Annotated in this window: 14 protein-coding genes and 1 tRNA gene; 3 read left to right on the forward strand and 12 right to left on the reverse strand. The window is 56.9% G+C overall.

Translation table 11 applies throughout. The features are described 5' to 3' along the window. Positions 1–17: 17 nt before the first annotated feature. From AC1MEA_RS00625 to dapA, 3 genes are read right to left on the reverse strand one after another with little or no spacing between them, the layout of a single operon-like run. Positions 18–776: an MBL fold metallo-hydrolase gene (locus AC1MEA_RS00625; RefSeq protein ID WP_449632822.1), complete on the reverse strand. Its 759-nt coding sequence runs from the start codon at positions 774–776 to the stop codon at positions 18–20. Continuing rightward, positions 777–1,892, reverse strand: a complete 1,116-nt coding sequence (gene bamC, locus AC1MEA_RS00630; RefSeq protein WP_219064251.1) for an outer membrane protein assembly factor BamC — start codon at positions 1,890–1,892, stop codon at positions 777–779. Between the two features lie 17 nt (positions 1,893–1,909). Next, on the reverse strand, positions 1,910–2,788 hold the full coding sequence (dapA, locus tag AC1MEA_RS00635; RefSeq protein WP_219064252.1) for a 4-hydroxy-tetrahydrodipicolinate synthase: 879 nt from the start codon (positions 2,786–2,788) through the stop codon (positions 1,910–1,912). Positions 2,789–3,114: 326 nt separating this feature from the next. On the opposite strand from dapA, the gene AC1MEA_RS00640 reads away from it, so the two are divergent. After that, the gene (locus AC1MEA_RS00640; protein WP_480916354.1) at positions 3,115–3,678 is read left to right on the forward strand and encodes a glycine cleavage system transcriptional repressor; all 564 of its coding nucleotides are present in this window, start codon (positions 3,115–3,117) and stop codon (positions 3,676–3,678) included. Positions 3,679–3,688: 10 nt separating this feature from the next. Then, positions 3,689–4,162 carry a peroxiredoxin gene (locus AC1MEA_RS00645; RefSeq protein WP_480916355.1) on the forward strand — a complete coding sequence of 158 codons (474 nt, stop codon included), beginning with the start codon at positions 3,689–3,691 and terminating at the stop codon, positions 4,160–4,162. 68 nt (positions 4,163–4,230) lie between these two features. Here AC1MEA_RS00645 and AC1MEA_RS00650 read toward each other — a convergent pair whose 3' ends face one another. After that, positions 4,231–5,301 carry an AI-2E family transporter gene (locus AC1MEA_RS00650; protein ID WP_480916356.1) on the reverse strand — a complete coding sequence of 357 codons (1,071 nt, stop codon included), beginning with the start codon at positions 5,299–5,301 and terminating at the stop codon, positions 4,231–4,233. A gap of 66 nt (positions 5,302–5,367) precedes the next feature. Further along, positions 5,368–5,619, reverse strand: a complete 252-nt coding sequence (locus tag AC1MEA_RS00655; protein WP_219064256.1) for a sulfurtransferase TusA family protein — start codon at positions 5,617–5,619, stop codon at positions 5,368–5,370. A gap of 153 nt (positions 5,620–5,772) precedes the next feature. Between AC1MEA_RS00655 and AC1MEA_RS00660 the strand changes: the two genes are divergently transcribed. Beyond that, entirely contained in the window at positions 5,773–7,206 is a 1,434-nt protein-coding gene (locus AC1MEA_RS00660; RefSeq protein WP_480916357.1) for a M48 family metalloprotease, read from the forward strand. Between the two features lie 72 nt (positions 7,207–7,278). Here AC1MEA_RS00660 and nadA read toward each other — a convergent pair whose 3' ends face one another. The 7 genes from nadA to tolB form a co-directional block, all read right to left on the reverse strand. Beyond that, a complete protein-coding gene (gene nadA / locus AC1MEA_RS00665) occupies positions 7,279–8,337 on the reverse strand; it encodes a quinolinate synthase NadA (RefSeq protein ID WP_480916358.1) in 1,059 nt (352 codons plus the stop codon). A gap of 126 nt (positions 8,338–8,463) precedes the next feature. Then, positions 8,464–8,539, reverse strand: a tRNA-Lys gene (locus tag AC1MEA_RS00670). A gap of 58 nt (positions 8,540–8,597) precedes the next feature. Then, on the reverse strand, positions 8,598–9,272 hold the full coding sequence (queC, locus tag AC1MEA_RS00675) for a 7-cyano-7-deazaguanine synthase QueC (protein WP_219064259.1): 675 nt from the start codon (positions 9,270–9,272) through the stop codon (positions 8,598–8,600). Positions 9,273–9,288: 16 nt separating this feature from the next. Beyond that, positions 9,289–9,936, reverse strand: a complete 648-nt coding sequence (gene queE, locus AC1MEA_RS00680) for a 7-carboxy-7-deazaguanine synthase QueE (RefSeq protein WP_219064260.1) — start codon at positions 9,934–9,936, stop codon at positions 9,289–9,291. A gap of 191 nt (positions 9,937–10,127) precedes the next feature. After that, a complete protein-coding gene (gene ybgF / locus AC1MEA_RS00685) occupies positions 10,128–10,958 on the reverse strand; it encodes a tol-pal system protein YbgF (RefSeq protein ID WP_480916359.1) in 831 nt (276 codons plus the stop codon). A gap of 6 nt (positions 10,959–10,964) precedes the next feature. Then, positions 10,965–11,465 (reverse strand): peptidoglycan-associated lipoprotein Pal, encoded by a 501-nt coding sequence (pal, locus tag AC1MEA_RS00690; protein ID WP_045058224.1) that lies wholly within the window; start codon positions 11,463–11,465, stop codon positions 10,965–10,967. 52 nt (positions 11,466–11,517) lie between these two features. Continuing rightward, complete coding sequence (gene tolB, locus AC1MEA_RS00695; protein ID WP_449632829.1) at positions 11,518–12,768, reverse strand: Tol-Pal system beta propeller repeat protein TolB; 1,251 nt, start codon at positions 12,766–12,768, stop codon at positions 11,518–11,520. Positions 12,769–12,790: the final 22 nt, after the last annotated feature.

Here is a 12,790-nt window from a genome sequence, read left to right on the forward strand (position 1 = left end):
GGCGCCCGTTTGGGACACTAGGCGATATATCGCCAGTCGAGCCCTGAATCTTGATCGGCCACTTGCAGCCAGTCCGGATCGCACCCGAGGGTGTCGACAAAACATTGCCGGGCCAGCTGCGGCAGGTTGTTCTTGCTGCTGAGATGGGCCAGCACCAGGTGCTGTAGATCTTGCCATCCCAACTCGCTCACCAGGTTGGCGGCCTGATGATTGTTCAAATGTCCCAGTTCGCCGCCGACCCGCTCTTTCAAAAAGTACGGGTAACGACCTCTGGCCAGCATATCGCGGCAGTGGTTCGCTTCGATCATCAAAGCGTCCAGACCGTGATAGCTCTGTAGCACCGAGGAGCAGTAAGAGCCAAGGTCGGTCAACAGACCAAATCGGCGCTGACCGTTACTGAACACAAACTGCGTCGGCTCAAGTGCGTCGTGGGCAACCGACACCACATTGATGTGCAACGCCCCCAACTGCAAGCCCTGACCGCCTGACAGAAACCCTGCGGCTTCTACAGGTTTACGCATCCCGCGAAGGGTGCCACTGCTGAGGTACACCGGTAAATTGTAGCGCCGCGACAGCAAACCCACGCCATGCACATGATCGGCATGTTCGTGGGTCACCAGAATGGCACTCAACTGATGGGGACTGACGCCCAGACGAGCCAGACGTCGCTCGGTTTCTCGCAAGGAGAAACCGCAATCCACCAGCACATACGTGTCGTTACTTGCTACCAGCGTGCCGTTCCCTCGACTACCACTGCCTAGAACAGCGAAGCGCACTTAACCGAGGTTATCTTGAATGACACCCAATATGCGGCGCGCTACATCGGCAGGCGCTACGGTAGTGATGTTCTTCTCGACAGTGACCTGCACGTTGTCACCCACTTTGCTCAAGCGGACCTGATAACGCTCGGCACGGGCTTCGATTTCTTCCTTGGCCGGTTTGCTACCGAACAGGCGACCAAAGAAACCAGGCTCGTTTTCAGGCTTCTGTGCCTTCTCTGCCAGGTTGATGTAGTAAAGACCCAGGCTGCGGTTGATGTCTTCCACACGCCACTCGCCCTGATCCAGCGCACGACCGACGCTCGACCATGCACGGTCCAGATCGGCACCGAGGTTGAGTACCGGGTTGCCACTGCCGTCTACGCTCAACGCCACGCGGTTCGGCGTATCGTAGTCACGTGCAGCCAGCAGGGAAATAGAGCCGCCCTTCGCCGCGCTACGGCTCATGCTGGCAAGCAAGTCATCGGTCAGAGTCGAATCGAGCGCCAGATTGGTGGTACGCGCCGGGAAGTCTGTATTGGCGGTGCTACCAGCAGGACGATCAACGCTGACGACATAGATTTCACTGGTATTGCGCTGCACGCCTGGCTCGATACGAACACGCACACGCGTTTCCGAATCAGCTGACGCACCGCCGGCAGTCAGGCGCTTGGCCATTGTGGCGGAAAGTTCGTCGATACGCTGCCAGCTGGTGTTGAACTCACCCGTTTGCGGACGATCTTCGGCAATGCGGAAACCGTTGTCTTCGAAATACTGATGCGCTATCGGCCAGACTTCGGCAGGCGCGCGCTGAGCCAGAATCGAGCTGGAGCCACCGCTTTTCTGCAAGCTGAAATCGCTGAAATCGGCAACCGCCGACAAAGGCAACGGACGAGGGACTACGTACTCGCCCTTGGCAGTGTCGTCAGCCACGTTACGCGGAATCGGCAGCAGTGGGTCCAGACGCTTGGCGGCGGCGAGATCAGGTGGCATTTGCATGGGCGCCGTTTGGGACGCATCCAGATAATCACTGCCGCGATCACGGAAGTAACCATCTTGACCCCACAGCCAACCGCAACCGCTGGTGCTGGAGATGATCAAGGCAAGTGCGGAAAGTCCGGCCATTCGCTTCATTGCGTAATACTTCCTCATTAAACCAATACGCCGGACTGGCGCAGGGCCTGACGCAGCGGTTCGTGGCAAGGCTCGCTGAGCCAGGTGAGCGGCAGACGGATACCGCCTGGTATCAAGCCCATCTCATGCAGCGCCCATTTCACGGGAATAGGGTTGGACTCAATAAACAGGGTTTTATTGAGTGGCATCAGTTTTTCGTGAATCGCCCGCGCCGTGACTGCATCGCCACGCATGGCCGCCGCACAGAGATCGCTCATGGCACGCGGGGCCACGTTTGCGGTCACCGAGATATTGCCTTTACCCCCCAACAACATCAGTTCGACTGCAGTGGCGTCATCACCGGAGTACACCAGGAAGTCGCTGCTGACGCGTGCAAGGATGTCTTTGGCGCGTTGCAGATCGCCTGTGGCTTCCTTGATGCCGATGATGTTCGGCACCGTGGACAAGCGCACGGCGGTGTCCGCCAGCATGTCGCACGCCGTACGGCCTGGGACGTTGTAAAGGATCTGCGGGATATCGACCGCTTCGGCGATGAACTTGAAGTGCTGATACAGCCCTTCTTGCGTCGGTTTATTGTAATAAGGCGTTACCAGCAGGCACGCATCGGCGCCGGCGTTTTTCGCATTTTTGGTCAGTTCGACCGCTTCGCGAGTGGAGTTCGCGCCTGTACCCGCAATAACCGGGATACGCCCTGCAACCTGGGCTACCACGCGACGAATCACTTCGATGTGCTCGCTGACGTCGAGTGTGGCCGACTCACCAGTGGTGCCGACCGCCACAATGGCGTTGGTGCCCTCTTGCAGGTGGAAGTCCACCAGTTTGCTCAGGCTGTCCCAGTCGAGACGACCATTTGCATCCATGGGTGTGACCAGTGCCACCATACTGCCCGCAATCATGCAACCGCTCCTGCCGGAAAAAGAGAGCGGTAATGGTACTGGCGCCATCAGCCTTGTACAAGCGAAGTACCATGCTACGAGCATTCCCCTGAGCGATGCTTTTCGCTACCCTTCTGTCTTTGGTCGGTACTGGTCACCTGCGAAGCGTATTCAATCAGTCGATTTTGCCGCCAGAACCCATGCTCCAGCGTCATCGCAACCCACCATGGCTTAGCCATGAAGGCAAGCAGCGTCGGGGCCCGGGTCGAGGTCAGGAGCGAAAAGACTGTCGAATCGGCCGTGCAAGCCAACGTATGTACTGACCGCTCATCGCTTAGGAATGCTGCATGTCGTCCACCCCCACAGTTCGCGAACAATTCCTTGTCATCAGTGCCCTTGGCGCAAACCCAATGGAGCTGACCAACGTGCTGTGCCGCGCCAGTCATGAAAACCGCTGCTCAGTGGTGAGTTCACGTCTGACTCGTCACGGCGAATGCAGTGCGCTGATTCTTCAGGTTTCAGGCAACTGGGATGCATTGGCTCGACTGGAAACGAGCCTGTCCAGCCTGTCGAAGAAACACGCCTTCACCGTCAGTGTCGTGCGCAGCGCCAGCCTGGAAACCCGCCCTGAGGCCCTGCCTTATGTGGCTTACGTCAGCTCGGTCTATCGTCCGGATATCATTAATGAGCTTTGCCAGTTCTTCATCGACCATAACGTCGAACTGGAAAACCTCATCTGCGATACGTATCAGGCGCCTCAGACAGGCGGCACCATGCTCAATGCGACCTTCACCGTCACATTGCCTGCCGGTATCCAGATCAGCTGGTTGCGTGATCAGTTCCTCGATTTCGCCGATGCATTGAATCTCGATGCGCTGATCGAACCTTGGCGCCCACAAGCTCCCATGTAAGGAAACATTAATGGCCATCGCCCTAGACCAACCTGTCGCCGACTTTCAGGCGCAGGCCACCAGCGGACAGACCATCAGTCTGGCCGGGCTCAAGGGCCAACAGGTGGTGATTTATTTTTACCCCAAAGACAGTACGCCGGGCTGCACCACAGAGGGCCAGGGGTTTCGTGACCAACATGCTGCCTTCGAAGCGGCCAACACCGTGGTGTTCGGCGTCTCACGCGACAGCTTGAAATCTCACGAGAACTTCAAGCTCAAGCAGGCGTTCCCGTTCGAATTGATTTCGGACAAAGATGAAGCCCTGTGCCAGCTGTTCGACGTGATCAAGCTGAAAAAACTCTACGGCAAGGAATACCTTGGTGTAGATCGCAGTACGTTTCTGATCGACAAAGACGGCGTACTGCGCCAAAAGTGGCGCGGCGTAAAAGTGCCCGGCCATGTGGATGCGGTGCTTGAGCAAGCCCAGCGTTTGAATAACGGCTGATTGCCGTTACAGACATTCGCTGCCAGCACACATTGAAGTAGCTTGCAGCGAAAGCGTCACCCCCTCGCTTACAACAGCGGCGCCACAGTGGCCTCTTTGCGCGGCCAGGCATCGATCACGGCCTTGAACAGGGTAGCCAGCGGAATCGCAAAGAAAACGCCCCAGAAGCCCCACAGCCCGCCAAACAGCAACACGGCGCAGATGATCGCGACCGGGTGCAGGTTGACCGCCTCGGAAAACAGCAGCGGCACCAGCACATTGCCATCAAGCGTCTGAATCACGCCGTATGCCGTCATCAAGTAGATGAACTGATCGCTCCAACCCCATTGGAACAAGGCGATTAACGCGACCGGCACTGTGACCACCACCGCACCGACATACGGCACCACCACCGACACGCCCACCAACATCGCCAACAAAGCCGCGTAATTGAGCCCCAGCGCGACGAACGCAATGTACGTGACGCCTCCGCAGACGAATATCTCAATCACCTTGCCGCGAATGTAATTGGCGATCTGCCTGTTCATTTCCTGGGCCACTCGGGTAATGAGGGCCCGTTCGCGTGGCAGATAACCACGAAACCAGCTTCCGATCATGTTGCGATCTTTGAGGAAGAAGAACACCAGGATCGGCACCAATACCAGGTAGATCATGATGTTGACCAACAAGGGCAGACTGGAAAGCGAGAATGTCAGCGCCCACTGGCCGAACTTGCCGATTTCACCGCGCGCAACCTCGATAGCCTGGAGCACCTGCTCATCCGAGACCAGATGTGGATAACGCTCAGGCAGCAACAGCAGCAGCGATTGCCACTTGGCGAGCATGCCCGGCAACTCGTTGAACAGGGTGATCACTTGATGCCAGAGCAACGGCACCAATACCAACAAAAACACCAGCAGCACGCTCATGAACAACGCGAAGACCAGCCCGACCGCGAACAGCTCCGGCACGCGCAGACGCTCCAGGAAGCTGACCACGCCCTGCATCAGAAATGCCAGCACCAACCCCGCCAACACCGGCGCAAGCATGCCACCGAGCGTCAGAACGGCCGTGAACGCCAAAAATAACAATACCGCCAACACCACAGCCTCCTCATCGGAGAAGTAGCGCTGTATCCAGTCGCGTAGCACGTTGAACATCAAGAATCCTTCAGGCAGTCATCATGGGTAACAATCAATAGCGCAAAGAATTGACTGCGGGAATCATCAGGCTTTGCGTAACCAGTAGCGATAAACGCCGTCCGCAACCTCTTCAAGGAGCAAGGTATGGCCTGCAAGCTTGGCAAACGTTCGGAAATCGCGTTGAGAACCCGCATCAGTCGCGGTGACTTTAAGGATCGCGCCACTGGCCAGGCGATTAAGTTCCAGCTTGGCCTTGAGCAGCGGCAGCGGACAATTCAGGCCACTGGCGTCGAGCTCAGCGTCACAGGCCTCGGGGCGCTCTACAGCGTCAGACATCGTTTCTCTCCAGGCAGGCACATCGAATCGCGTTATGGCCGTCAAATAACGACGACGGATGTTTCGTACACAATTGCAAGAATACCCCACTCTGGTCAGCAAGCCATTGAGCCAGCTACAGTAAGGGTTCTTTGATTGCCTAGAGCTCTGTGCATGAAATTTCTGCGCCCTACCCTGTTGACGCTCGCGTGCCTGCTCGCCTCGCCGAGTTTCGCCGACGACCTGCCGTCACTCGGCGACGCCAGCTCAGCCATCGTCTCTCCGCAACAAGAGCATCAACTGGGCCGCGCCTGGCTGAGCCTGCTGCGCGGTCAGGTCGCGCAGCTGTCCGACCCGCAGCTCAAGGATTTCGTCGAGACCACGGTCTATCGCCTGGCCGAAACCAGTCAACTGCAGGATCGACGCCTGGAATTCATCCTGATAAACAGCCGGGAGCTGAACGCATTTGCTGCGCCGGGCGGGATTGTCGGGGTCAACGGCGGATTATTCCTCAATGCCCAGTCCGAAGCCGAGTACGCCGCGGTACTGGCTCACGAACTGGCTCACTTGTCCCAGCGCCACTTTGCTCGCGGCATCGAGGCCCAACAACGGATGCAGGTTCCAGTCCTTGCCGCCATGCTGGCCGGGATCGTTATCGCGGCCGCAGGTGCCGGTGACGCAGGCATCGCGACGATCATGGGCTCGCAGGCGGCGGCGATCCAGGAGCAGCAGCGCTTCTCGCGGCAAAACGAGCAAGAGGCCGACCGCATCGGCATCATCAACCTGGAAAAAGCCGGTTATGACCCTCGCGCGATGCCGAGCATGTTCGAACGACTGATGCGCCAGTACCGCTTCGATGCCAAGCCGCCAGAGTTTCTGCTGACTCACCCGGTCACTGAATCGCGTATTGCCGACACCCGCAACCGTGCCGAGCAGGAAAAAATCGGCGGTAAAGAGGACAGCCTTCGCTATGAATTGATGCGCGCGCGTGTCGCGCTTTTCTATGAAGAGACGCCAGGGATAGCGGCAAAACGCTTCCGCGCGCAGCTCGACGAAAACCCAAAATCCGAAGCCGCGCGGTACGGCTTGGCGATTGCCCAGATCAAAGCAGGGCAACTCAACGAGGCGCGAGAAAATCTCAAGCCGCTGCTGGCCAAAGACCCGAACGACATTACCTACAACCTGGCGCAGATTGATCTGGATGTTACAAACAATCGAATGGCCGACGCCCAGCAACGGGCTGACCGGATGCTGAAGTTGTATCAGGACAATTATCCACTGAACCAGGTCCACGTTGATTTGCTGCTCAAGCAAAACCGCCCTGCCGATGCCGGAAAAGCGCTTGAAGTGCTATTGAAGGCGCGCCCCGCCGACCCTGACATCTGGAACCTCGTTGCGGACACCCGCGGCCTGTCCGGCGACATGGTGGGCTCAAGTCAGGCACGCGCAGAGTTCTTCGCGCTCACCGGCGACTACAAGCAGGCCCTGCAACAACTGGAGTTCGCCAAGCGTCGCTCGAACAACAACTTCCAGCTAGCTTCGCGCATCGACGCCCGTCAGAAGGAGTTGATCGAACAGGAGCGGATGCTCAAGGAAATGATGAACTAGGTACGATTTTCTGCCCGATACAAAAAGCCCGACTCAATGGTCGGGCTTTTTTGCACGCTGTTTCGTCCCGAATCAGGCATTACCCGACAGTTTCATGCGTGCTGCATGCGTGAAATCAAGCATGCGTTGCAGAGGCCGCAAGGCACGTGGAATCAGTGCAGGGTCGACGAAAACCTCGTTAGTGCCCTCACGAAGACACTGCAAGGTGCGCTCAAGGGTGTTCATTGCCATCCAGGGACAATGCGCGCAACTGCGGCATGCAGCCCCTTCACCGGCCGTTGGCGCTTCGATAAAGATTTTGTCGGGGCACAGCTGCTGCATTTTGTAGAAAATGCCGCGATCAGTCGCAACGATAAACATTTTGTTCGGCAACGTTTGCGCGGCTTTGATCAACTGGCTCGTCGAACCGACAGCATCAGCCAGATCGATCACGGCCTCCGGCGATTCGGGGTGGACCAAAATCGCGGCATCCGGATACAGCGCTTTCATGTCTGCCAGTTGCTTGGATTTGAACTCTTCGTGAACGATGCAGACACCGTCCCACAGCAGCATGTCGGCACCGGTTTCGCGCTGAATGTAACGACCCAGGTGCTTGTCTGGCGCCCAAATGATCTTTTCGCCGTTATCCATCAGGCTTTCGACGATTTCCAATGCGCAACTAGAGGTCACGACCCAATCTGCGCGAGCTTTGACCGCGGCCGACGTATTGGCATACACCACCACGGTGCGCTCGGGGTGCTGATCGCAAAACGCCGAGAACTCATCGACCGGGCAACCCAGGTCCAGGGAACACGTGGCTTCAAGCGTCGGCATCAGCACACGCTTTTCCGGATTGAGGATTTTTGCCGTCTCACCCATGAAACGCACACCTGCGACCAACACGGTTTTCGCCGAATGCTGATTACTGAAACGCGCCATCTCCAGCGAGTCGGACACGCAGCCGCCGGTCTCTTCAGCCAAGGCCTGGATGACGGGATCACAGTAGTAGTGAGCAACCAGCACCGCGTCTTGCGCCTTTAGCTCGGCAGCAATCGCAACACGGTAAAAAGCTTCTTCTTCGACGCTCAGCACTTTCGGCTGCTTGGCGTCTAGATGGGCCTGGACCAGAAGGCGTTCTGAAACCTGCGTCATGTTCGCTGGACCTCAATGCGCTTGTGCGCGGATATCGAGTGTACACCTGAAAAAGACGCAAAAAAAAAGCCGGAAATCCTCATTTTCATGGGCCTTCCAGCTTTATAAATACGTCGACATAAAAAGTGGTGGGTCGTGTGGGATTCGAACCTACGACCAATTGGTTAAAAGCCAACTGCTCTACCAACTGAGCTAACGACCCGACGTGGTGCGTATATTACTGATTTTTATGATTAATTCAACACCTATCTGAATTTAAATCAAAAATAGCGAGTTGGGTCAGCTACACCGGCCTTTGCAAAGCCTTCTGCGCGCAGGCGGCAGCTGTCACACTTACCGCATGCGCGGCCCTGATCATCGGCCTGATAGCACGAAACGGTGAGCCCGTAATCGACGCCCAGACGCATGCCAGCCTTGACGATGTCGGCCTTGCTCAAATTTTGCAGCGGGGCCTGAATAGTAAAGCCCTGCCCTTCCACGCCAGCCTTGGTCGCCAGATTGGCCATGCGTTCGAATGCTTCGATAAATTCGGGACGACAGTCTGGATAACCGGAATAATCCACTGCGTTGACGCCGATAAAGATATCTCGCGCACCCAATACTTCAGCCCAGCCGAGTGCCAGCGAAAGAAAAACCGTATTACGTGCAGGCACGTAAGTCACCGGGATACCTTCGCCAGGGGATTCGGGCACGGCGATGGAGCTGTCCGTCAACGCGGAGCCGCCGATACCGTTCAGATCAAGACCAATGACCTTGTGCTCAACCACACCCAGATCGCGAGCGACGCGTGCCGCTGCATCCAGCTCGGCACGGTGACGCTGACCGTAGTCGAAACTCATGGTGTAGCAGGTGTAGCCATCGGCAAGCGCCATCGCTACTACGGTGGCCGAGTCCAGGCCACCGGACAATAGAATTACCGCTCTTTTCTCAGTCATCTGTAATTCACTCATATCAGCGCCCCGGCTCATCGTCCCAGAGGAGTTTATGCAGCTGCATTTGCAAGCGCACCGGCAGGTTGTCTGCCACGATCCAGTCAGCCAGGTCCCGCGCCTTCAACTCATGATGACTTGGAGAGAACAAGACTTCGCCAGCGCGCCGGTCCAGGCCGTACTGAATCAGCTTGGACACCGCCCAGTCGTAGTCTTCCCGGGAACAGAGCACAAACTTGACTTGGTCGTTGGGCGTCAACAGCTCGATGTTCTCGTAGCGGTTGCGCCCGACCTCTTTGGAGCCTGGCGTCTTCAGATCGACAACACGACTGACACGCGGATCAACCGCCGAGATATCCAGAGCGCCACTGGTTTCCAGTGACACTTCATAGCCGGCGTCACACAGACGCTCGAGCAGAGGGATTGCATTGGGCTGGGCCAAGGGCTCGCCGCCCGTCACGCAGACATAGCGCGGACGGTAACCGGCCACTTGCTCGAGGATCGCATCGAGGGTCTGAATGCTGCCGCCACTGAACGCGTAGGCGCTGTCGCAATACTGACAACGCAACGGACAGCCAGTAAGACGCACAAAAACAGTGGGCAAGCCCGCAGTGCGCGTTTCACCCTGCAGCGAGTAAAAAACTTCGGTGATTCGTAATGTGTCTTGCATATGAGCCACGGGCGTAACAGCTAAACAGGCCGTCCGCCTCCGTTAGGCACTTCAAGGAACCTGCATGCGCATGATTCAGGGAAGCGAATGTATTGCCGGAATTTCGGGTGCGGAATTCTAACAAGAAAGCCGCGACAAGCGCGGCTTTCTTTAACAGGACAGGTGTCAGATGACCTCTGACGATACGCATATCACATGCGCTGCAGGTCCCGCTGAGCCAACTGTGCAGCCGAAGTACCCGGATATTGGGAGACGACCTGCTGCAAAATGCCTTTTACCTTATCGGTATGACCGAGACGACGCTCAACATCTGCAAGCTTATAGAGCGAGTCCGGCACTTTGGCATGCTTGGGGTACAGCTGACTGACTTTGGCGAAGGCTTGACCGGCACCTTGCAGATCACCTTTGGCCAGATTCACTTCGCCCAACCAGTATTGAGCGTTGCCCGCATATTGGCTGTTCGGGTATTTGCGCAGGAAAGCCGCGAAGGCCTGACTGGCCCTGTCGAAATCCTTGGCCTTGATCAGGTCGAAGGCAGCGTCGTAATAGACCTTTTCCTTCGCCGGATCACCCGGTTCCGCATTTGCCGCAGGCGCCTGACTTGCAGGCGCCGCAGGCGTACCACCGGCATTTATATCGCCGCTGGCTTGAGAATTATTGGTAGCTGCTGCTGCGGGTGCACCGCCAGCTCCAGCTCCAGCGCTAATGCGCTGATCGAGTTCCTGATAACGCTCCAGTGCTTCCTGCTTCATGCGCTGGATATCGTTTTGCTGAACCTCGACCGTACCGCGCAACCGCGCGATTTCGTCCTGCATTTGTTGCAGCTGCATGAACAGCTGACCCTGTGCCGAGGCAGGGGCCGTAACCCCTCCCCCGGCATAGGCGCCGGACGTGCCATAACCCGCTGGCGGATAACTGCTGCTACCAGAGCCAGAATTGTCATCTACCACAGGAACCGCACCCCACGCAAAAAGCGGAAGGGTGAGAGTCAAAACGGTTAAAGCACGACGGCACGTTCGCATGTCAAATTACTTACGCAGTTCGACGCGACGGTTTTGAGCCCAGGACTGCTCGTCGTTGCCGGTAGCAACTGGACGCTCTTCGCCATAGGAAACCAATTCCAGCTGAGCTGGGGAAACACCTTGCAGTACCAGGTAGCGTTGAACGGCTTTCGCACGACGCTCGCCCAGTGCCATGTTGTACTCACGAGTACCACGTTCGTCGGTGTTGCCTTCCAGAACGACGCGAGCGCCGTTGGCTTTCAGGTCTTTAGCGTGAACATCCAGAGCGCGCATGGCTTCTGGCTTCAGGTCCGAGCTATCGTATTCGAAGTAGAACGTAGTGATAGCACGCAGAGCAGCTTCTTCGCTCAGGCTGCCATCAACAGCGCCAGTGTTAGCGCCGTAACCAGCGTTTGGATCTACAGCGGCGCCTTCGCCGGCGTTATCACCGCCTTTAGACGAGCAACCTACAGCTACAGCCATGGCCAGAGCCAGAGCAGCAAACTTACCAAACTTCAGCATTTCCATCGTGAAACTCCTAATGAACCCCAGTGTGTTAAGTAAAACGTGCAGCGCCGCGTCAGTTCAGGTAAGGGGACCAGGAAGGTTCTCTGACTTCGCCTTGAGCGGTAGGAAGCGGGAGCCTTACGCGGCCATTAATGGACACGAGCATCAAGACTCCCCGGCCCTGCTGGCGGGTGGCGTAGATTACCATGGTGCCGTTGGGCGCGACAGTAGGCGACTCATCAAGGTTGCTATCTGTAAGGATTTTTACGCTACCGCGTTGCAAATCCTGAACTGCTACCTTGAAATTCGTGAAGCCTTCCTGACGGTGAATCATCACCAGGGTCTTTTCATCAGCCGACAATTTTGGATTGGCGTTGTAGTTACCAATGAAGGTCACTCGCTCCGCACCACCGCCACCGACGCTTGTTTTATAAATCTGCGGCTTGCCGCCACGGTCGGACGTGAAGTAGATAGTCGAGCCATCCTTACCGAAGAACGGTTCGGTGTCGATTGCCCCATCATTGGTCACGCGACTCAATTGACGCGAAGCCAGGTTCATCACGTAGATTTCCGGGTTGCCGTCTTTGGAAAGCACGAACGCCAGCTTGTTGCCATCCGGAGACCACGCAGGTGCACCATTGAGGCCTTCGAAGTTGGTGATCTGTTCACGGCGACCGGTGTCGATGTGCTGAACGAAGATACGCGGACGCTTCTGCTCGAATGATACATAAGCGATACGCTTGCCATCCGGAGCAAAACGCGGCGACAGGATCGGCTCACGCGATTGCAACAGAGTCACTGCCCGCGCGCCGTCGTAATCCGAACGTTGCAGGGTGAAGCGCGTATTGTTTTCGGAGAAACGCTCGGCAGTGACGTACAACATGCGCGTCGAGAAAGCACCCTTGATACCGGTGAGTTTCTCAAACGACTGGTCGGCGATGAAGTGCGCCATGTCACGCAATTGATCGGTCGTGCCAGAGACGTTACCCGTCAAGACTTGCTGCTCGGTCGCGACGTTGAACAGCGCGTACTGGATCTGCAGACGACCGCCCGAAGGAACGATGCTGCCTACCATCAGGTACTGCGCGCCGAGTGCTTTCCAGTCGCGATAGATGACCTCGCTCGCCGAGGTCGGCAAGCTGATCATGTTCTGCTTTGGAATCGGAGAGTAATAGCCCGAGTTACGCAGGTCGTTACTGATGATTTCCGACATGTCCTCGGGCAAGACGTTGCCGCCCTGCCAACCAAAAGGCACAACGGCAATCGGGGTGGCACGGTCACTACCACTGGTGACCATGATGTTCTTTTCTTCTGCAGCGACCATTCCCGCTGCACAGCAAAGAACG

This window comes from Pseudomonas sp. ASL8, assembly GCF_056680355.1.

Coding starts and splice junctions, on each gene's coding strand:
- bamC (WP_219064251.1), bottom strand. CDS start 1,892: ATGAAGCGAATGGCCGGACTTTCCGCACTTGCCTTGATCATCTCCAGC.
- dapA (WP_219064252.1), bottom strand. CDS start 2,788: ATGATTGCGGGCAGTATGGTGGCACTGGTCACACCCATGGATGCAAAT.
- AC1MEA_RS00640 (WP_480916354.1), top strand. CDS start 3,115: ATGTCGTCCACCCCCACAGTTCGCGAACAATTCCTTGTCATCAGTGCC.
- AC1MEA_RS00645 (WP_480916355.1), top strand. CDS start 3,689: ATGGCCATCGCCCTAGACCAACCTGTCGCCGACTTTCAGGCGCAGGCC.
- AC1MEA_RS00650 (WP_480916356.1), bottom strand. CDS start 5,301: ATGTTCAACGTGCTACGCGACTGGATACAGCGCTACTTCTCCGATGAG.
- AC1MEA_RS00655 (WP_219064256.1), bottom strand. CDS start 5,619: ATGTCTGACGCTGTAGAGCGCCCCGAGGCCTGTGACGCTGAGCTCGAC.
- AC1MEA_RS00660 (WP_480916357.1), top strand. CDS start 5,773: ATGAAATTTCTGCGCCCTACCCTGTTGACGCTCGCGTGCCTGCTCGCC.
- nadA (WP_480916358.1), bottom strand. CDS start 8,337: ATGACGCAGGTTTCAGAACGCCTTCTGGTCCAGGCCCATCTAGACGCC.
- queC (WP_219064259.1), bottom strand. CDS start 9,272: ATGACTGAGAAAAGAGCGGTAATTCTATTGTCCGGTGGCCTGGACTCG.
- queE (WP_219064260.1), bottom strand. CDS start 9,936: ATGCAAGACACATTACGAATCACCGAAGTTTTTTACTCGCTGCAGGGT.
- ybgF (WP_480916359.1), bottom strand. CDS start 10,958: ATGCGAACGTGCCGTCGTGCTTTAACCGTTTTGACTCTCACCCTTCCG.
- pal (WP_045058224.1), bottom strand. CDS start 11,465: ATGGAAATGCTGAAGTTTGGTAAGTTTGCTGCTCTGGCTCTGGCCATG.
- tolB (WP_449632829.1), bottom strand. CDS start 12,768: ATGGTCGCTGCAGAAGAAAAGAACATCATGGTCACCAGTGGTAGTGAC.